The organism is Sulfitobacter sp. AS92 (assembly GCF_038900015.1).
In the GTDB taxonomy this organism is placed as follows: domain Bacteria; phylum Pseudomonadota; class Alphaproteobacteria; order Rhodobacterales; family Rhodobacteraceae; genus Sulfitobacter.
In genome coordinates this window covers 292215-311642 of sequence record NZ_JBBMQL010000004.1, presented here as the reverse complement: position 1 = coordinate 311642, position 19428 = coordinate 292215, and the positions used below count along the sequence as shown (strand labels likewise).

The 19428-nt window shown below is 56.4% G+C and carries 16 protein-coding genes and 2 pseudogenes; 6 read left to right on the top strand and 12 right to left on the bottom strand.

The features are described 5' to 3' along the window. Positions 1 to 25: 25 nt before the first annotated feature. The 3 genes and pseudogenes from WNY61_RS10530 to WNY61_RS10520 form a co-directional block, all read right to left on the bottom strand. Entirely contained in the window at positions 26 to 1354 is a 1329-nt protein-coding gene (locus WNY61_RS10530) for an aspartate aminotransferase family protein (protein ID WP_342851396.1), read from the bottom strand. Next, complete coding sequence (locus WNY61_RS10525; protein ID WP_342851395.1) at positions 1351 to 2121, bottom strand: 3-keto-5-aminohexanoate cleavage protein; 771 nt, start codon at positions 2119 to 2121, stop codon at positions 1351 to 1353. The genes WNY61_RS10530 and WNY61_RS10525 overlap by 4 nt, the downstream gene beginning before the upstream one ends. Before the next feature lie 123 nt (positions 2122 to 2244). Continuing rightward, positions 2245 to 2361 (bottom strand): annotated as a pseudogene (locus WNY61_RS10520) (FAD-dependent oxidoreductase); the annotation flags it as partial. 353 nt (positions 2362 to 2714) lie between these two features. Here WNY61_RS10520 and WNY61_RS10515 point away from each other — a divergent pair. Further along, positions 2715 to 3713, top strand: coding sequence for a YHYH protein (locus tag WNY61_RS10515; RefSeq protein WP_342851394.1), 999 nt, complete (start codon positions 2715 to 2717; stop codon positions 3711 to 3713). 576 nt (positions 3714 to 4289) lie between these two features. Next, a complete protein-coding gene (locus WNY61_RS10510; protein ID WP_342851393.1) occupies positions 4290 to 4463 on the top strand; it encodes a hypothetical protein in 174 nt (57 codons plus the stop codon). Positions 4464 to 4633: 170 nt separating this feature from the next. Here WNY61_RS10510 and WNY61_RS10505 read toward each other — a convergent pair whose 3' ends face one another. The 7 genes from WNY61_RS10505 to WNY61_RS10475 all read right to left on the bottom strand — a co-directional run bounded on the left by WNY61_RS10505 (position 4634) and on the right by WNY61_RS10475 (position 12790). Beyond that, positions 4634 to 4825 carry a hypothetical protein gene (locus WNY61_RS10505; protein WP_342851392.1) on the bottom strand — a complete coding sequence of 64 codons (192 nt, stop codon included), beginning with the start codon at positions 4823 to 4825 and terminating at the stop codon, positions 4634 to 4636. 341 nt (positions 4826 to 5166) lie between these two features. Beyond that, positions 5167 to 6930, bottom strand: coding sequence for a Mur ligase family protein (locus WNY61_RS10500; RefSeq protein ID WP_342851391.1), 1764 nt, complete (start codon positions 6928 to 6930; stop codon positions 5167 to 5169). After that, positions 6920 to 9721, bottom strand: coding sequence for a cyanophycin synthetase (gene cphA / locus WNY61_RS10495; RefSeq protein WP_342851390.1), 2802 nt, complete (start codon positions 9719 to 9721; stop codon positions 6920 to 6922). The genes WNY61_RS10500 and cphA overlap by 11 nt, the downstream gene beginning before the upstream one ends. A 32-nt stretch (positions 9722 to 9753) precedes the next feature. Continuing rightward, positions 9754 to 10629 (bottom strand): cyanophycinase, encoded by an 876-nt coding sequence (locus WNY61_RS10490; protein WP_342851389.1) that lies wholly within the window; start codon positions 10627 to 10629, stop codon positions 9754 to 9756. 317 nt (positions 10630 to 10946) lie between these two features. Further along, a complete protein-coding gene (gene rlmF, locus WNY61_RS10485) occupies positions 10947 to 11873 on the bottom strand; it encodes a 23S rRNA (adenine(1618)-N(6))-methyltransferase RlmF (RefSeq protein WP_342851388.1) in 927 nt (308 codons plus the stop codon). A 371-nt stretch (positions 11874 to 12244) separates the two neighbouring features. Then, the gene (locus tag WNY61_RS10480; RefSeq protein WP_342851387.1) at positions 12245 to 12574 is read right to left on the bottom strand and encodes a glutaredoxin domain-containing protein; all 330 of its coding nucleotides are present in this window, start codon (positions 12572 to 12574) and stop codon (positions 12245 to 12247) included. Between the two features lie 84 nt (positions 12575 to 12658). Beyond that, the gene (locus tag WNY61_RS10475) at positions 12659 to 12790 is read right to left on the bottom strand and encodes a hypothetical protein (RefSeq protein WP_342851386.1); all 132 of its coding nucleotides are present in this window, start codon (positions 12788 to 12790) and stop codon (positions 12659 to 12661) included. Between the two features lie 68 nt (positions 12791 to 12858). On the opposite strand from WNY61_RS10475, the gene rsgA reads away from it, so the two are divergent. Beyond that, positions 12859 to 13791 (top strand): ribosome small subunit-dependent GTPase A, encoded by a 933-nt coding sequence (rsgA, locus tag WNY61_RS10470; RefSeq protein ID WP_342851385.1) that lies wholly within the window; start codon positions 12859 to 12861, stop codon positions 13789 to 13791. Between the two features lie 162 nt (positions 13792 to 13953). Here the strand turns inward: rsgA and WNY61_RS10465 are convergent, their stop codons facing one another. Beyond that, positions 13954 to 15228, bottom strand: coding sequence for a tetratricopeptide repeat protein (locus WNY61_RS10465; RefSeq protein ID WP_342851384.1), 1275 nt, complete (start codon positions 15226 to 15228; stop codon positions 13954 to 13956). 231 nt (positions 15229 to 15459) lie between these two features. Beyond that, positions 15460 to 15846, bottom strand: a complete 387-nt coding sequence (locus tag WNY61_RS10460; protein WP_342851383.1) for a carboxymuconolactone decarboxylase family protein — start codon at positions 15844 to 15846, stop codon at positions 15460 to 15462. Between the two features lie 105 nt (positions 15847 to 15951). Between WNY61_RS10460 and WNY61_RS10455 the strand changes: the two are divergent. From WNY61_RS10455 to WNY61_RS10445, 3 genes and pseudogenes are all read left to right on the top strand, one after another. Next, a pseudogene (locus WNY61_RS10455) lies at positions 15952 to 17078 on the top strand (IS3 family transposase). A 283-nt stretch (positions 17079 to 17361) separates the two neighbouring features. Then, positions 17362 to 18597: a YcaO-like family protein gene (locus WNY61_RS10450; RefSeq protein ID WP_342851382.1), complete on the top strand. Its 1236-nt coding sequence runs from the start codon at positions 17362 to 17364 to the stop codon at positions 18595 to 18597. Further along, complete coding sequence (locus WNY61_RS10445) at positions 18594 to 19370, top strand: TfuA-like protein (RefSeq protein ID WP_342851381.1); 777 nt, start codon at positions 18594 to 18596, stop codon at positions 19368 to 19370. The genes WNY61_RS10450 and WNY61_RS10445 overlap by 4 nt, the downstream gene beginning before the upstream one ends. Positions 19371 to 19428: the final 58 nt, after the last annotated feature.

Sequence of the window (19428 nt, the reverse complement as noted above, 5' to 3'; positions counted from 1 at the left end):
CGTCCAAGCGCAGCGATAGAGGTCTTCAAAGCTCCGCGAGCACCTTATCGATGGCAGTTGCGAGCATATCAACGAGACCCGAAAGTTCCGCCTCAGAGGCGATAAACGGCGGCGCTAACAGGATATGATCGCCAACACGGCCATCGCGTGCACCGGGCATGGGGTAACAGATCAAACCCTCGGCAAAGGCTGCTTTTTTAACCTTTGCCGCCACACCATATTTCGGATCAAACGGCGTTTTGCTGCCGCGATCCGCCACAAGCTCAACCCCCCGAAACAAGCCGCGCCCACGGATATCGCCAACATGGGGATGCTGCCCCAAGCGGGCTTCAAGCTGCTGTTGCAGATAGGTGCCGCGCGCCGTGACCTGAGGGATCAGATCATTCTCTAAAATCTCTTGCACCACAGCAAGGCCCGCAGCGGCGGCGACAGGGTGGCCAATGTAAGTATGACCGTGTTGGAAAAAGCCGGTGCCCTGCGCGATCGTGTTGTAGATTTGCGAGGTGCAGAGCATTGCCCCAATCGGCTGATACCCTGCGCCCAACCCTTTGGCGATGGTCAGAATATCGGGGGCAATCCCATCCGCCTCGCAGGCATACAGGTGGCCTGTGCGCCCCATGCCACACATCACCTCATCCAAGATCAACAGCACGCCATACTGATCACAGATTTCACGAATGCGTCTGAGGTACCCCGGCACCGCGGGCACTGCGCCCAATGTGGCGCCGACAACTGGCTCGGCGATAAATGCCATAACGGTTTCAGGCCCAAGTCTTAGGATTTCGGCCTCTAGCTCATTCGCGGTACGTAGGCCGTAATCTTCAGGGCTCTCGTCCTCTGGCCGCTCTGCATATTCGTAGCACGGGGCGATATGGCTCATTTCGACGAGCAATGGCGCAAACTGCTGACGCCGCCACGCATTGCCGCCAGCGGACAGGGCCCCGATGGTGTTGCCATGGTAGCTTTGGCGCCGGGCGATCAGGTGTTTGCGCGCGGGCTCTCCGTTTTCCAAATGGAACTGACGGGCCAATTTGATAGCGCTCTCAACAGCTTCTGAGCCGCCAGATACGAAATACACACGATCCAGATCGCCCGGCGCATGCTCAATCAACAGATCGGCAAGCTGCTCGGCAGGATCAGAGGTGAAAAAGCTCGTATGGGCGAACGCCATTTGATCCACCTGCGCCTTCACCGCGTCGCGCACGCGGGCGTTTGAGTGGCCAAGGCAAGAGACGGCCGCACCGCCGGAGCCGTCAAAATACCGTTTTCCGTCTTGGTCGATCAAGAAACACCCATCTCCGGCAATGGCTGTTGGCAGGGTTGTATTGCAGTGGCGAGGAAAAACATGGCTCACGCGGGGTTTCCTTGAAGCAGTTCGCGCAGCGCTGCGACGGAACTGGCGTTGGTTTCGTGCATGATATCTTGGGCGTTGCAAAGACTGTTTTCAAAGCCAACACGCAGATCACCGCCCCGTTGCGCGGCAGCGGCCAAACAGGCGTGTTCCTGTGGCCCGAAAGCGCAGATCATCCACCGAGACGCGTCCGGCAGTGCTGCCAGAAACGGGTCTAGGTCCGAAGGTTCAGAAATCTGACCATCACTGTAGCGGCCGAGCACAAACAGCACAGACCCCTGTCTTGCCTCAGGCGCGGTGTGAATAATTCCACGCGATTGCCAGTCGCGCAGCAACGCGATGTCCTCAGTGTTATAGAGGATATGTTGCACCTCCGTGCCCTGCTCGGCGCAAGTGCCATATAGCTTTTGTGCCATCTCAGGCGCGCGGGCGATCTCGCGGACAGAGATCGATGCCCAATCGGGACGCACCTTTGCGAGGCATTCAAACTGCGCGGCCACATCAAAGATACCTGCAGCTTCGGTTGTGATTTGCACGCGCATTGCGGGTACTTGTACCGCCAATTCGGCCAAAGCTTCCAAATAGCGCCCGGCATCAAGGGAATGCCCGCCCTTCGCATCTCGAACATGCAGGTGTAGCGCTTGCGCCCCCGCGATCTGACAGGATTTTGCCGTTTCAACGGTGTCTTGCAGGGTGACGGGCAAAGCAGGATGGTCCGCCTTGCCGCGCCGCGCCCCGTTTGGCGCGACCATAATATAGCTGTGGTCCATGGGTTAACCTTTCATGCGAGAACCGTCAGGACCATACACCGGCCGTTCGATTACAGTTGTACCAAGCTCTAGCATGTTTTCGGCATCCAACTCGGTTGCGATACATGCACTTTCTGGCCCCATATTACGTTCAAACAGAACAGCGTCAGCGACGCCCATTTTCGCGAGGTGATACAACGTAGAACACCCCTTTATACCGCCACCGATAACGACGGCATGAGATGCAAGAGAGCTGGCCATATGCTGCTCCTGAAGAGAGTCTGTGACTGCCGCGTAGGCCCGGATGGGCAAACATTTATTACATCCTGTCTGGCCACAAAAACAGTTTCAGTCAATGCTGCGGGACCGACCGGGGCGAACCGCCAAGCTTTGGCCATGGCCCATCATCTGCACACTTTTCTTCGAGGGCGAAGCGACGGAACTACGCTGCGTGACCGTATAACGCTGACAATCGACCATTCTTGCAAAAGATTTGATCTTACAGCGCTCTAGCCTACCTCGTTACTAAAATCTTACAGCGCTCTAGCTTACCTCGTTACTAAAATCTTACAGCGCTCTAGCCTACCTCGTTACTAAAAAGGGATATCCAAACCATGTCGAACAAAGCTCTTTTCAGGACGGCCACCGCCTCCTTTCTAATTGCCACTGCCGCGCTGGCCCCTGCGCCCTTGTCTGCACAGGATGCGACGACTGCCCCGGTTGACACCTCTGCCGCGGTAGAGGCCGCAGGCTGGGCGGACAACGTCACTATCACCATGGATGCCGATGCCAACACGTTCCGCTACCAATCCAATGGCATTCCCAGCCATGGGTTCGCAGAAAAATACTTGATCCCCAGTGACCCAACCGATCAGCCTTTCAAGGACAAGCCAGCCGAATTCTTCGATGTCGTCAATTCCGCAGAGTATTTCACAGAAACCGAGGTCGACACCACCATCACCACGCGGCCAGTCCTTGTCGAGAAAACGACGGAGACTTCACTGGGACGCATCGGTGTGGCACTCAGCGGCGCGCAGCTTTTTAATGATTACGAAGACATGGAACGCGCTGTCGTGGCACAGGAAGACCAGGTCATTCATGATCATGTGCCGTTTCTGGACGAATGCAACGGGCACACACTCGTTAACGGGTCCGACTATCACTACCATGGCATTCCGGTCTGCATCTCCGAAGCAACCGGCCAGCCGGGTAAACATTCCGTCATGATCGGCGTGCTGGAAGATGGCTTTCCAGTATATAGCAATCAGGGCGAAGGTGGCGTCATCGTGACGAACGCCGATCTGGACGCCTGCAGTGGCCACGTTGGCGAGACGCCAGAGTTTCCCGAAGGCATCTACCACTACCATCTGACCGCAGACGAGGCCCCTTACATGATCGATTGCTACCATGGTGAGATCGAAGTGGTCGCCAGAGGGCCCGGCGCCGGAGGCCGCCCTGACTTTGCAGCGGTGGCCGTGCAGCTGGGCGTCACCGAAGCCGATTTAATGAACGCCCTCGGCACATCGATGCCGCCCGATTTCGCAGCTGCGGCTCAGGCGCTGGAGGTCAGCGAAGACGATCTGCGCGCTGCCATGCCTGGCCCAGGTCAGTAAGGCTTGCGCCCGGCGGATAACGTTGCCTTCTTCGTATCCGAGGGAAATCGCCATGCTCCTCAGCGTGCCGTGTCCTTCACGAAGGACACGGCACGCTTGGTGAATGAGGTTCACTCATTGATCAACTGATGGGTTGGCAATCGCTTTTGCCACCCAGATAATCGCGCAGTCAGGACTCCGTCCGCATTGCGGACCTCTGTACAAAGCGCAGTGAAAGTCCAGTTTCCGCCCCGGAACGCCAATTGGCTCGAACGGCCCACAGCTGTCGTTCACCGGTCTTCTTTGACGCTGCGGTGCGGCGCGTTAGACCGGACCTCCGTGTATCTTGCAGCATCATGTGCCCTCAGTGGGCGAAAAAATCGAAAGAAAAACTGTCGGCGATTTCAAACCGCCAACGGCAGCTATCTCCATTTCACCGACGACCGGAATATCTGTCTGGCTGCTAAATATGCTGGCCAATCGTGAGATGACTATCAGGTCAGTTTCCTTTCACCTGCCGCGGGCTAAATCATCTGAAGAGCGCGCCTCAAATTCGAAGCCGCGCAGGTGCTTTTGGCACCGGAGAAGAGAGATCAGATGACAGTTTCCAAAACCCTTCAAGAACCCTCAAAGCGCGAGACGATCGCCGAACGCACCAGTGCTGCAGCTACCGAAATCATCGATAAGCAAACCAGCGCGCGATTGGAAAAGACCGCTCGGCTGCGTAAAGCCCGGCTAAAGCAGGAGCAGGCTCTGGAAATACCTAGCTAATACAGCGGTCGTGACGGCATCCCGAAGAAAGGGCGGAATTAAATCGTCACAGGGGTTACGCCAGAAAGTTCTCGAATGCGCCTCTTTACGGCGCGCCGGACCGTTTAATGGCCTGCACCGTCCTTGAGATCAACTCCTAAAGATGCCATGGGACGCTCCTGCGTAATCGACTATGCACGAAGATGGTGAGCGCGGGCCACACCGCCTACATCCGCTACAAGATGATCGGCGATGGCGCGCACATCAAAGCCACGCGGCGCGCCTTCCGACAGGATATGCCCGCTCTCGCGCACGACAGACCAGGCCGAGCGCAAGATAGGTGCGGATACTGGACAGATCACGAACCGGTCAATCGAGCGCAAGAGGTGATCCTGCGAGACATGATCCTCGCGCGAGAACTTGTAGTACAGCGCCTACTGCGCCTCCTGCCGTGATCCCATCATTACCAATCCTCCAACCCATTGGCAGAATTGAATTTACCACGGCAATGGTGCTCTCGTTATTCGATTTCTGAAAAAGCTCAACTCAGAGCTTGGCAGCGCTGCTCCGATGGGATTGGCAGTCTTAAGCCCCGCAGGTGCGGACGCGGTGATCGAATTACTGGACGGACCGAATGATGTGCTACTCGAAGAGGCATCCGGCCCGGTCTGAGAATGCTTGGTAGCACGCCACTCACCAGATCAAAGGCATACCATCTGGCGACCTACTGATCTTTCAGCAAGTCAAAGATCGCCCCGCGATCCGCCAAAACCAACAACAGAGCCAAGTCACCGGATTGCAGATTGTCGAGGATCTGCTTGGCACCAATCGCCGGAGAGCCAGCGCTTAGGATCTGCTCAGGGGGGAATTTGGCCGCGCTCAAGTTGGCTTTCAGTACCGCGGAGGTCTCGCCAAGACTACGACCGCGCAAATAATCTTCGATTTCGGCGGTAACGATCACGTCAGGCCCGAACTGTAGCGCCGCCTGGGCCACGTTCGCGATATCCTGATCGCTGTGGTCTCCGGGCTGGCTTAGCATGATGAAACGGCGCTTAGAGGGGACCGCTGATAGGGCATCGCAGACGGCTGAGATCGAATGAGCATTATGCGCAAAATCGACGAAGACCCGCGCGCCCTTGTGGTGAAATTCATTGAACCGGCCCGGGTTGTCTTTGTGATCGGAGGCAAATCCTGTGAGCCCGGTTCGGATCGCGGCTTCCGGGATGCCGAGCGCGCTGCAGACGCAAACCGCCGCCAGAACATTGCGCACGTTATGCGTTGCAGCCCCTTGAAGCGTGATGGGCATCTGTGAAAGGGGGATCGAGAATGTCTTTTTGCGCCCGTCAAAAAAGACCAGATACCCATTTTCGACAGTACCGCAGGGCATGCCGCGGTCTCGCGCTTGGACGATTTGGGGCGTCGTCGCATCGATCGAGAACCACCAGATCGGCTGCGTGGTTTCCGCTGCGGCCGCGACGACCTGCGGGTCATCGGCATTCAGCACCACGACGCCATCTGCCGATAGGGCGCGGGTGACGGCAAATTTGGCTTCAGCCAGATCCGCCAATGTCATGACACCATATTCGCCAAGATGATCCCTAGCGACGTTTGTCACCAAAGCCACACGGGCACGACGGGTCGGCAGGCCGCGCCGCAGGATGCCGCCGCGCGCGACCTCAAGGCAGGCGATTTCGAGCCGCGGATCGCGCAGGGCCATCCGCCCGCCCCCCGGCCCCGAATAATCCCCGTGGTCGAGAATATCGTCGCCAACCTGGACCAAGTCCGTGGATGTCAGCCCGACGATCTTGCCAGCCGCCGTAGCTATTGCTGCGCAAAGACGGGTCGTTGTGGTTTTGCCGTTGGTGCCCGTTATCAAGGCTATGGGCACATCTTGGATAGCCGACCAATTTACCTGATCTGGGGCTGGCAATCGGTCTACGGGCCAGATCTGTGCGCCCACGCCATGCCCGATTGACACCTGTTCATCGTCACATAGAAAATCGACATCATGAGCCGCGGCCGCCGACATCAAGGCAATCAGCGGCGGATTTGCTTCCTGCCCCATTACCCGCAGCAGATCTCTGATCATATCCTGAAACGGCAGGCTTGCGGTATGAGACAGATCCGCCGCGCAGTAGTGCCATGCCGTCTTGGCCAAAAAGGTGGCTGAGTACAGCTGATCCATCGGGGCTGAAAGTGCGAGACTGACACCCCCCTGAAAAACGCGACAGATCAGCGTTTGATCAGCCCAACCGACCGCATCAAGGGCCCGTCGCGCGTATTTTTCCCACAGAAGACGCACAGCATCTGAATCACAATCTTCGGCCAAGACATCGATTACCGCGCCGGGGGCCTCCCACAATAGGCCCGGCCCGGTTAAACGGCGCGGCGGCGCGACATGAAGCCCGTCGACCGTAGCCCAGCGGATATCAAGGGCAGCTTCCAGTTGCTCGATGCGGTTGATATGGCGGTCTGGATCAGTCCCCATCTTCAACGCGTTCCCGGGCCAATCGGACACCACGCCCATCGCGCACGATTGGTAGATCGTGGTCCAGAAACTCTTCGAACACAGCGCCAATTGGCGCGCCCTCTGAATGCGCTGTGCCATTCTCTTCGTCTTCATCGACATTGAAGTAGATGATCTGTTTCCAGCATCGCGCGCTGTTGTCGCCAAAGATCACCAGAAGATCCTCGGGCTGTGCCATCTCGAGGCTGGCAGCCACGGCCTCTTCCTCATTCGGGATCACCGATATCTGATCTTCAGCAATGCCGAGCTTTAGGAACTCTGCCTTGAACATCTGCGGAATCTCATCCTCTCCGCGGTGGCGGCGATCATCGTCGGCTTTGCAGATATAATGGTCGAATTTCCCAGCCAGAACCTGCGCCGCCTCAACCACATCCAAATCGCGGCGGTCGCCCGGCACCGAGAGCACGACAATCCGCCGCCCCTTAACGTCCAGCCGCTCAGCAAGTCCCGCCATCGCGCCCAAGGCAGCGGGGTTATGACCATAGTCCAGGATCACCTTGAACGGGTGTTCATCAAAGACGTTCATTCGCCCCGGTGCTTGGAAATAGCTGGTGTCGAAGGTGCGCAACCCGTGTCGGATATTATCCAGATCGACACCAAAACTATAGGCCATCGCGGCAGCAAACATGGCGTTCTGCACGTTGTGAACGGCTTTGCCTTCAAGCGTGGCCGGGATCACATGGGACCACAAAACCGGCATGTGCAGACCATTGTCGTAGATCGTCAGCATGTCGCCACTCATGCCTTTTTCAAGAACAATCGCCTGACCGCCAGCCTTGATATGTGCCTTTACCAGAGTGTGGTTTGGGTTGATGGTCACATAGAAAATCGAACGAACATCTGCATAGTCAGCCATCTTAAGACAGTTAATGTCGTCGGCGTTCAGCACAGCCGTCTGTGTCGCACTTTCGATGACAACACGTTTGACGGCTGCCAGTTGCTCGACCGTTTCGATACCGCCCAGCCCCAGATGGTCGCCGGTCACGTTCAAACAGGCCGCAACATCGGAGCGCTGAAACCCGAGCCCGCTGCGCACCAGCCCGCCGCGGGCCGTTTCCATCACCGCAAAATCGACCTTGGGATCGCGCAGGACCATTTGGGCAGATTTCGGCCCGGTCATGTCGCCTTTGACGCTGAGCTTACCATCCACATAGACGCCGTCGGTCGAAGTCATGCCCACGATCTTGCCGCTGGCCTTCATGATATGGCCCAACATACGCGAGGTGGTTGTCTTGCCGTTGGTGCCGGTGATGGCCGCTATTGGGATGCGGCATTCCTGTCCCAGCGGGAACAGCATGTCGATGACCGCGCCGGCCACATCGCGCGGCTTTCCTTCAGACGGGGCGACGTGCATGCGAAAACCCGGGGCCGCGTTCACCTCGACAATCGCGCCGCCGATCTCCTTGTAGGACCGGGTAATGTCCTCAATGAGGAAATCGACACCTCCGACGTCCAACCCGACGGCCTTGATCGCGCGTTCGGCCATGTCGCGGTTGTCTGGATGGACGACATCGGTCAGATCAATTGCCGTCCCGCCGGTCGAAAGGTTTGCGGTGGCGCGCAGATAGAACAGCTCACCTGCAGGCAGCACCGTCTCAATGCTATGCCCGGCATCGGCGATCAGACGTTTGGCCTGAGGGTCGATCTCTAGCATGGTCAGCACCTTCTGGTGGCCAATGCCGCGGCGCGGGTCTTGATTGACCGTCTCAACCAACTCGCTGATTGTATGGACGCCGTCGCCCACCACATGGCCGGGCACCCGTTTGGCGACCGCCACAAGTTTGTCGTTCACAACCAGCATCCGGTGATCGAAACCCGTGACAAAACTCTCGACCAGAATGGCAGCACTTTTCGACTGTTGTTCCGCCTCGGCAAATCCTGCGGTGACTTCAGCGTCTTTTGTCAGATTGATTGACACGCCGCGCCCATGATTGGCATCAAGCGGTTTGACCACAACGGGAAAGCCGATCTTGTGGGCGGCGCGAACGGCCTCGTCGGCACTATAGACGATGCTCTGCACCGGCACCGGTAGCCCCAGATCGCTGAGCAGGTTGTGGGTGTCTTCCTTGTCGCAGGAAATTTCGACAGCGATGTGGCGGGTCTCGGAGGTGATGGTTGCCTGAATCCGTTGCTGGTATTTACCATGCCCAAACTGCACCAAAGATCCTTCGTTCAACCTGATCCATGGAATGTCGCGATCTTGTGCCGCACGCACCAGCGACCCGGTCGATGGCCCAAGCTCCTTTCGTTGGGCGTGCAGCACGAAGCTGCGCAATTCCATCGACCAGTCAAAATCAGAATCGAATGGAAAATCTACCTGAGCGCGAAGTGACGGCGGCAAAAGATGCATCAACAGAGTCAGCGCCAACTCTCCTGCGGCCAATCCGACGTCGCGTTGGCGGTAGGCATAGACCATGTTGTATTGGCCCGGCACGCCGATGCCCCGGGTGCGCCCGAATGTGACATCGGTCCCGGCGACATTCTGCACCTCGATGGCGCAGTGCTCAAGAATATGGCCCATCCATGTGCCGCCGTCTTCCCGTAGACGGCGCAGAAACCCGCCGGCCACGCCGTAGGAGCAGCCATGATCGGCCAATCCGGGCAAGGCCTCGACCAGTCCTTCGACAAAGTCGGTCCCAATCTTTCCGGAAGGCCAGTCTTCCAACACCCCCAGATCAACGATGTGCCGGATGACAGGGAACCCCGCCCAGACGTTGGGGCCGACAAACACATTGGTAGAGAGTATCTTCACAGGTTCACCTCATTGATTGTTGATGCTCCGCGCTACGCGGAAACTTCCCCGGTGGCATTGGATAGGATGCCTGTTCCCGATGCGTCACCGGGAGGATATCCGACACGGGCATTCAGATCATACCGACACCCCTCGCCCAGCACGTCCAGCCGCAGACCCAATAGACTCAGCGCCTCGCCGGGTTTTGCATCCCAAATGGACGAATGGGTCATTTGGCTCGCGTCCACGACGGTAACCGTGCCGCTGCCGACGACTTCCAAAACATCATCTGGTCCTATGAAGGCTGCCGTATCTTCATCGATGCCCAGTCCGATCAGGAAAGGATTGTAAGACGACGCGGTCAGCAGGCGCCCCAAACGGTTCCGCTGAGTGAAATGCTGGTCAATAATTACACTGTTGGTGAGACCGATCCCCGGCGCCAAGGACACCCTGCCCTCTGCTGGCGGTTCGTTACCCGCGCCCCCGGCCACCATATGCTCTGACATGATCGACGCACCGGCAGAGGTGCCCGCCACGGGAATGCCCTCTGCATTCCGCCGTCTGATCTTTTGTGCAACGCGCGTGCCCCCGAGGATCGCGGACAGACGCAGCTGATTGCCGCCGGTCATGAAGATGCCGGTCGCATTGTCCAGCAGTACGGCAAAGTCGTCATTGTCGCAATCGGACCGACGGTTGATCTGCAAAAAATCGACCTTGCCGGCCCCAAGTTCAGAGAAGATGCGATGATAATCCTGGCCCGTCTCATGCAGCATTGATGCTGTAGGTATGACCACGATGGATGCATCTGCTCCCCCCGAAAGCTCCACAAACCGGCGGTGAATTTGCATCTCTTTGATGCGATCTTCGCCGCCGCCGATTGGGATGATGAACCCGCGCTCGGCTCCGTTGGCCACTGATGCTGGGCACATATTTATTAAATTTCCTTAGGAATTCGAGGTCGGCCGTGTCTTCGCGTCCGCTGTTTTTTCATATGACGCTAAAAGCACCCCAGATGCCATGCAAAAGCCGGGATGACTTTAGAAACATCAGCGGGCATGGGTGATTTGGTCATCATCGTATCGATAGCCGTGCTGAAATGACTTGGTCATGGTGGTGCGCGCTTCGGATTCTGCCCCGACACGCACCGCTCCCGGTCCTCAGCGCGCGTCAGTGACACCAAGGAACCTATGGTGCAGCCTCTTCCGAGCCGAGATTACCTTTAATGCTGAACTTCTACGAAACGCCCTCATGCCCCTCGTTCATCAAACAAGGTGCGGTGTTTTTTCTTGAAGTAGGTCCAAGCAATAAAGCGACTTGTTTTTTGCCCCTGTGCCATTTCGACGACCTTATAATCAGCAACCCTCGCTTTGCCCAAAATTCGATGGAGCGGCTGAAGATTGTCCTTTTTTGACACCAACGAAGTAAACCACAGGCACTGTTTGGCGAAGTCCATGCTCTCGGCAACCATGCGTGCGATGAACTTTATCTCGCCACCCGGGTACCAAAGTTCAGCGTCTCGGCCACCAAAGTTGAGTTTGGTCGAGCGTCCTTTGCCAAGGCTCGCCCACTTGCGTTGGGTGCCCTTGTTCGCCTGCTCTAATGAGCCATGAAACGGTGGATTACACATCGTGACGTGAAAGGCATCGTCGGGCTGGATCACGCCGCGAAAGATGTTCTCAGAGTTATTCTGTAGCCTAAGGTCAATGTCCAACTTGTTGACGTCCCGGATCTGACGTGCCGATTTAACCGCGTTCGCGTCAACATCGACGCCCGTAAAACGCCAGCCATAAGCGCTCTGGCCGATCAGGGGGTACACCAAGCTTGCACCGGTGCCGATATCCAACGCCTTGATATGGTTTCCCCGCGGGGCTTCTTGGACTTTAGTATCTTCAGCAAGCAGGTCCGCGAGATGGTGAATGTAATCCACACGGCCGGGTATCGGAGGGCAAAGATACCCAGCCGGGATATCCCAAAATTCGATATCGTGATGCGTTCTCAGCAAGGCCCGATTAAGCATGCGAACAGCCCTCGGATCTTGAAAATCAACCGTCGACTGACCAACGGGATTTTTGATCATAAAGGCCTCAAGCTCAGGTGTCTGGGCAACCAACCGCTCAAAATCATAGCCGTCTAAGTGCAGATTGCGGGGGTGAAGCTTTGTCTTGCTGGCCATGGGGCCCCTTTGTTCGAGTTTGGAGGGCGTCACTGGCCAGAGGGCTTCTGAAGTTTAAGCTTTCAGGGACAAAGTGTAAAACTATCGTTGTGGCAGATCTTCAGGCGCCGCGTCGGTACGACCTCATTTACGTGATGCAATATCACGCATTTAGGTCGCGAAGCTGACTAAGGCCATCCCCAAAATTCCGGTAATCCGGTAGCTTCACTACGGCCCTGAGCCGACATTTTTCGCAACCGTTTACTGTGAGGGGCCCAGACCAGACCTAATTCGACCATTCAACTGCCATAGTTCAATTCCATTTGAGGCCGCATCCGTGGGCATAAGCAGTTCAACTGGGATTGCCGTAGTGTGCAGTCCAACTCAGGGCATCAGTCCGCAAGTAAAGCTTCCTGAACACCGTCATCCCAACCCAAAAAGTACCTGTCGTTGTCACGAATTACTGGGCGGGCCATTACCTTGGGTTGGGCCGCGATCTGCGCCTCGGCCTCCGAATTCTTTAACCAGTCATTAAGCCCGCGGTAGTCATTTGATTTGCGGTCCACGAGCCGGTCCCCAAATTCTACGATCAGTTTCGACAGTTTCGCCTCGCTTAACGGCTCCGACCGGACATCACGAAAGGTGACGTCAATTCCCTTCGCTTCTAATGTTTTGCGGGCCCTCTGACAGATTGCGCAAGTCTGTAAGCCGTAGATCATCATGGCGTAATTCCCTTTAAGCATCGATCCCGTAGCCTCATGCATTGATGTGTCCAACACAACCATTCAGGCAGCTATATGCGCCAGTTAACGCGCCTGTTCGACCGGTTCTGTCGCGTGGTAGCTCTTGCGCTGGCTTAAAGGAAAGCTTGCAACAAGGTGTTTCCACCGCCATTCAGTCGGGAATGACCCATTCATCAGCTCCTTACGCAGTTTCATTAGCCACCCTCGGTTGGTCAACGTTTTTTGACGAACAAGTGGAGCCCGGCGAAGCAGAGCTTGCCCCTATGCGCATCGCAACCGTCCACCGGGACCTGATGACTGCGATGTCGGAACTTGGCCCGATGAGGCTGAAACTTTCCGCTCAGACGAATACGACGGATTTCGCCGTGGGCGACTGGGTCTTGGTGGCGCGCGACACCCGGCTGCTGGTTCGGCGTCTCACGAGACGGATGCAGTTACAGCGCAAAGCCGAAGGCCGGCGACAAGCGCAGCTTATTGCGGCAAATGTCGACACTCTTTTTATAGTCACATCGTGCAATGATGACTTCAATCCAGCACGATTGGAGCGGTATCTGGCGTTGGCAAACGAGGCTGGTGCGGTCCCTGTGATCGTCCTGACCAAGATCGATCAGACCGCAGAACCCGCACGGTATCTTCGGCAGGCGCAAGCCCTTCAAACCGGTCTGGATGCCGTCATGCTGAACGCAAAATCACCCGATGCGGCACTTACATTGGCGCGCTGGTGTGGCCCCGGGCAGACCGTTGCCCTTGTCGGGTCGTCCGGGGTCGGTAAGTCGACTTTGCTTAATACGCTGTCGGAGAAGTCTTCCGAGGATGCACAGCCAACAGGCGCCATTCGCGCGGCAGATGCGAAAGGGCGGCATACAACCACCTCGCGTTCGCTCCATGCCATCGCCGGTGGCGGCTGGGTGATCGACACGCCGGGAATGCGAACACTGCATCTCAGCGATGTCTCAGCCGGGCTGAACACTCTGTTTGCAGAGATCGTCGAGCTTGCGTCCCAGTGTCGCTTCCGCGATTGCACACATGCTCATGAACCCGGTTGCGCGGTTCAGGGCGCGGCCGCCGATGGGACGCTCGATCCGGCCCGCCTTGACCGATGGCGCAAGCTTACGGAAGAAAACTCAACCAATACGGTCATCCAGACCGGACCCCGCGGTAACAAAGTTACGAAGACCCCTGGCAAACGCCGCTGACGCGCTTTCGGCCCTGACCTGCCGTTCGCCCCGTCGCCGAGCGCTGGTGCTGCTTCACCAGATCGGCCTTCTTCCATCTTGCAGCATTTTCGGCGGGTGAAGGTCGGCAGAGTGGACCAAGCGGCCATTAGCTGCGCCTGCGCCAACGTCTGCTTTAGAAAATTACCAGATGCCCTTTACGGCATTTTCGATAATTGCCTTGGGGCGATGCATGGCAAGTTGCCTACGCGCTTCGTGATGACGCCCCAGCCGCAGCAGAACACCGACTGACGCATATTCTATCAAATCCCGCTGCGCGCGACTGCCACCAAGCCGCGCGTGATCCCAAAGCGCCTTTGTCAAAAAGTCATTCGCCTCCGACCAGTTCTGAGCAGCGATGGCACCGAATGCCTCTGCCAGATATCGCACAAGGTCGGCTGCCGGTCCCCTGGCACCTACAATGATCCGTTGAAGTGCCTCGGATCTTCCTGCCATCGCATATCCAAGTGCTGCATGTGCATCCGCAAAGCCCAAGCCGGGGTTTGGAAACTTCTCCGCGGCATAGTCGCAAACGATCTGCCACCGTTCTTGAGGGACCTTTACGCCCGAAAGCTCCGCCCGATATAGAACCGCCGCCAGATCAACCATGACATTTAGCGGAGGCCCCCATGCCCCGCGCGGATCAATATCCCGGTCAACAATGCGCCACATCTCGTCGGTATCACCGCGTGCCAAAGCCCAAAGCGCGATATGCCAGGCTATATGGCAATGCATCTGCCCTTCTTTTTGATAGGAGCTTTGCCAATCCGTGATGAAAGCATAACCCTCCTCTGTCTGGCCTGTTTCGTAATAGAGATGTGATCGAAAATGCGCACCATGCGCATTTCGCGGATTGGCCGTCAGTGATTTATCAATGTTCTTTTCAGCACGGCGGAATTGGCCGACTTCGACTTGCGCAAAGCCCAACAGACCTTGGAGCCACCAGTCATCGCCATAATGGGGTTCAAGAATCTCAGCCAGTGCAAGGTTCTCAGCTTCGCGTCCCGGCTCGCCACTGAATCCGATCAGACTCAGGACGCCCAGGCAGGCTTGCGCGATAAGCACATCACGGGGATATTCTTGCAATTGATCCCGCGCGGCCTGATATCCAGCGGCGCTCTTGCCGTCGATCAAAAGGCCGATGATCTTGATCTGCCGCGCTTCCCGTTCTGTCAGCGGCCCGTCGCACTCTTTGGCGAGATGAATTGATTGTTGCGCACCAGCCCTATCTCCGACAAGCTGCCGGTAACGTGCCAACACGACATGTGGGAGGGCGAAGCCTTCGTCTTCTTGGGTCGCCAGCTTGAGCGCGGCTTCAACGCCAATCTCGGCACCGAGAAACCGATCAAGGCCAAGAACATAAGCGTCTCTGGCCTTTTGCGAGTTCGTAGAAAGCGAATATCCGTATCTGTCTTTCATACCCAGCACCATATTTGGGCCGATGTTACAACAAATCGCACGCAAAGTCTGTGACTTCGCCAGAGCGGTCACTGATCAGTCTCCCAGCATTCAGAGCAATGGGCTCGGAGCGGACGTCCGCTGCGGCAGAGACGGATGACTGGTTTACGGTGGGCGTTCTTTCCCTACGCCATATCTGAGCTTGTAAGGCGGCAAACCAGCCGTTCGCTTAGCCACACTGGCTCAAACAGGTCAGCTTTCCTCCACCGCTTGAAACGCTTTTTTCGCCGCCGCCATCGCATTCATGCAGGCGGGAACGCCCGCATAGACGGAAACCTGAAGGACGATCCCGACAATTTTCTCTTGTGCCACGCCCGTGTTCATCGCCGCCCGCATGTGAAACTCCAGCTGGCCCGGCGCGGTGCCCATCGCGACCAGCATCGCCACGCTCAACATCTCGTGGGTGCGCAGGTCGATGCCATCGCGCCCCACGATGTGCGCAAAAGCGTATCCCAGCACCAGTTCGGCCGCGCCCGGAGAAAAGGCGTCGAGATCGGTTTGTACTTTGGCGGGCGCGCCCGGTTCCAGCCTGTCCAGCAGAGCCATCGCCTGCGACAACGGTTCAGCAGTCCGGCTCATGCATCCACTCCCTTCGTGCCTTCTTCGGTATAGCGGGCACCGGCGACCTGTCGCGCTTTTATGCCGCTTCTTTGATAGCATTTACTGCAACAAAGGAGACTAACTATGGGACTGAAACGCACAGATGAATTCCGCGCTGATGCGGTGCGTATCGCGCTAACCAGTGGACTGACGCGCAAACAGGTGGCTGACGATCTGGGCGTCGACATGTCGACGCTGAACAAATGGGTCACTGCACATCGAGACACAGATGTGGTGTTAAGAAAGGCCACGGTGTTCTTTGCGAGCCAAAAGCCGTGAGGTTTAAGTTCATTGAAGACCACCGAACAACATTTTCCATCAATCTGATGTGCCGGGTTATGGCAGTCAGCCCGCGTGGTTTGCGGGCGCATCGTAGCCGTCCAGCCAGCCGCAGGCAGCGGTCTGATTTGGTCACGCTGGCCCATATCAAAGAACAATCCCGTCTCAGTTTGGGCAGTTATGGTAGGCCGCGCATGACCGAAGAGCTGAAGGAAATTGGTCTGAATGTAGGGCACCGCTGCGTAGGCAGGCTGATGCGTCAGAACGGCATATCAGTCGTAAGAACTCTCAAATATAAGGCGGCAACCATTGCCCGACAGGCGATTGCAGCGCAATCTGCCGAGAGGGGGACAGCAGTCATAAGTTCGATATCGCGCCAAACCTGCTGGATCGTGACTTCAACGCTGATGCGCCCAACCAAAAGTGGGCAGGCGATATCAGTTATATCTGGACGCGCGAGGGGTGGCTGTACTTGGCTGTGATCTTGGACTTGCATTCACGGCGTGTAGTTGGCTGGGCGGTCTCGAACCGGATGAAACGCGACCTTGCGATCAGGGCTTTGAAGATGGCCATCGCATTCCGTCAGCCGCCCAAGGACTGCATCCATCACACGGATCGTGGGCCGCGATATTGTTCGCACGACTACCAGAAGATCCTGCGCCCGCACGGGTTCAAGGTGTCCCCTCTCATGCATGTAAACATGCACTGCCGGGCAGTGGATGTCTGGGAAGGGCAATTGCTATGATAATGCCGCCGTCGAGACCTTCTTCAAAACCATCAAAGCCAAGATGATATGGCGGCAGTCACGGGAAACGCGCAGGCAAGCTGAGATAGCGATCTTTGAGTACATCAACGGGTTCTACAATCCACGCCGCCGTCACTCAGCACTGGGTTGGAAAAGCCCCGTCGCTTTCGAACGGGAAGTGGCTTAAACGAGCACTTGGAGCGGCATAAAAGCGCGACAGGTCCAGACAGAGCCATCATCACAGCCAAGCGGATGATCTCGGGGCTCGTCTAGAAAAAACCAAAGAGGGAACGTATTGTCTTACACAGAAGCTAGGTGCTCGCCCTGCACGCCTCAACAAGTTTTCTTTCGACAGCGCCGATGCCACCAATACCGGATCGTTTCGTGGCAGACATTTCAATTATTTTTCTATTGGATCGAAAGGATGATAGAATTCTCTTCTGGAGAATGCGCAAACGGGCGGTAAACAAATGGATTTCGGTATTTCTGGCGGCACAAAAAAGCTGCTCAGAAACGGGCTGCACCGCATTTGCACGGCCCAGCAAACCCTCGATCGAATTCTGCCGATCAAGCATAAATTTGGGATTACCCGCATTGCGAATGTTACAGGTTTGGATCATGTCGGGTTACCGGTTGTATTGGCCATCAGACCCAATGCACGCTCCATTTCGGTATCTCAGGGAAAAGGTTCGACGCTTGTTCTTGCCAAGGTCTCCGCTTTAATGGAGGCGATCGAAATCTGGCATGCAGAGCATTTTGACCGGCCAGTTTTCTTTGCGCGTTTTGACGATCTGTCTGAGCAACATGATTTTATTGACCTGACACGACTGCCGGAAGTTCGTGGGCGCACCCGCGACAGCGCAGAACGCCTACACTGGGTCTACGCACAGGAATTGATGAGCGGTAGAAAGGTGCTTGTTCCCGTAGAAATGGTGCAAACTGATTACACCCACCCGCTCTTTCCCGGCACAGGTTGTTTTCCCTCAAGTACCAACGGTCTGGCCTCGGGGAACAGTGAGCTTGAGGCGACATGCCATGCGATATGCGAAGTGATCGAACGTGATGCTTTGGCTTTGTGGCATCATGGCTCTCCCAACGCGCAGAAGTCGTCGCAGCTTGACCTAAACACCGTCGATGATCCAATTTGTTTGGAGGCCTTACGGAAATTCGCGGAAGCTGGTCTGGAGTGTTTTGTATGGAATGTGACGTCCGATGTCGCAGTGGCCACATTTATGTGCGTGATCTTTGACCGCCAGTCAGAAACGGACCATCTCGGGCTAGGATCAGGAACCCATCCGGACCGCTCGGTCGCGCTGCAAAGAGCGCTAAACGAAGCGGCGCAGACGCGGTTGAACTATATCTCCGGTGCCCGAGAGGACCTGTCATTTGAAGAATACAGCGCGTCCGGCCGAGCGCAGAAAACGACGGAATTTGCGGTTGCTCTTAGCGGACCGATGCCTTTGCTGAAATTCTGCGATGTCCCTTCATCTTTCAACGTTGATCTAGAAGGCGATCTCGAGTTTCTCAAGAAGTGCTTGTGGAGTGCTGGAATCAAAGAGGTTGCTGTTGTCGGTCTTGGGCGTGAAGAATTCCAAATTTCAGTTGTACGGGTGATCGTGCCGGGGCTTGAAGCTCCGCATGACGATGAAGGGTATGTCGCGGGCACCCGCGCCCGCCGTCTCAGTGGAGAAGGAACTATGGGGTGATCGTCTTTGCCGGGCCATCTCTTTGCGATACCGATTTCTTGCAGGGTTCCGCACTCGAAATCCGGCCCCCCGTGCGTCAGGGCGATGTTTATTTGGCAACGCTCGAAAAACCGAAGGCGATCGGCATTATCGATGGGTATTTCGACGGAACTCCCTCAGTCTGGCATAAGGAAATCCTATGGGCGATGTCACAAGGCATTACAGTGCTTGGCGCGTCCAGCATGGGTGCCTTGCGCGCTGCTGAGCTTGATACATTTGGCATGATTGGTGTTGGGGCGATCTATGTCGACTACCGCGACGGAATATTGGAAGGCGATGATGAAGTCGCACTAGCACACGGACCGGCTGAACTTGGTTTCACGCGGCTGAGCGTTGCAATGGTTAACGTCCGGGCAACTCTCAAGGCAGCGGTTCTCGCAAACGTACTTTCCCGGCCCGAAGCCGGTGAGTTAGCTGTCCGGGCCAGGAATATCTTTTTTAAAGACAGAACATGGGAGAGCGTTCTGTCTGAAACAGATACGGGGCCAAACGATCGCGAAGACCTAAAGGCTTGGATTGCAGTGAACGAGGTCGATCAGAAACGCATTGATGCCGGATTTCTTCTGGAGCGCATGATCACGGTTGGGTTGGAAACACCTGACATCGACTTTCATTTTGAGCGTACCGATCTTTGGGTCCACGCCACCCGGACTTGGAAAAGTCGCCAATCGAAGAGCAATAATGAGGACAGCGGCACTTACAACCTATTGGGGAAGAACAACTTTCTCAGCTAATTTCAGTCGGCATGTGGTAAGCTGCGTCTCAGAAAGTAAGGCGCACGTAGCGAGAGGG

Coding starts and splice junctions, on each gene's coding strand:
- WNY61_RS10525 (WP_342851395.1), bottom strand. CDS start 2,121: ATGGACCACAGCTATATTATGGTCGCGCCAAACGGGGCGCGGCGCGGC.
- WNY61_RS10515 (WP_342851394.1), top strand. CDS start 2,715: ATGTCGAACAAAGCTCTTTTCAGGACGGCCACCGCCTCCTTTCTAATT.
- WNY61_RS10510 (WP_342851393.1), top strand. CDS start 4,290: ATGACAGTTTCCAAAACCCTTCAAGAACCCTCAAAGCGCGAGACGATC.
- WNY61_RS10500 (WP_342851391.1), bottom strand. CDS start 6,930: ATGGGGACTGATCCAGACCGCCATATCAACCGCATCGAGCAACTGGAA.
- WNY61_RS10490 (WP_342851389.1), bottom strand. CDS start 10,629: ATGTGCCCAGCATCAGTGGCCAACGGAGCCGAGCGCGGGTTCATCATC.
- rlmF (WP_342851388.1), bottom strand. CDS start 11,873: ATGGCCAGCAAGACAAAGCTTCACCCCCGCAATCTGCACTTAGACGGC.
- WNY61_RS10480 (WP_342851387.1), bottom strand. CDS start 12,574: ATGATGATCTACGGCTTACAGACTTGCGCAATCTGTCAGAGGGCCCGC.
- WNY61_RS10475 (WP_342851386.1), bottom strand. CDS start 12,790: ATGAAACTGCGTAAGGAGCTGATGAATGGGTCATTCCCGACTGAATGG.
- rsgA (WP_342851385.1), top strand. CDS start 12,859: ATGCGCATCGCAACCGTCCACCGGGACCTGATGACTGCGATGTCGGAA.
- WNY61_RS10465 (WP_342851384.1), bottom strand. CDS start 15,228: ATGAAAGACAGATACGGATATTCGCTTTCTACGAACTCGCAAAAGGCC.
- WNY61_RS10460 (WP_342851383.1), bottom strand. CDS start 15,846: ATGAGCCGGACTGCTGAACCGTTGTCGCAGGCGATGGCTCTGCTGGAC.
- WNY61_RS10450 (WP_342851382.1), top strand. CDS start 17,362: ATGGATTTCGGTATTTCTGGCGGCACAAAAAAGCTGCTCAGAAACGGG.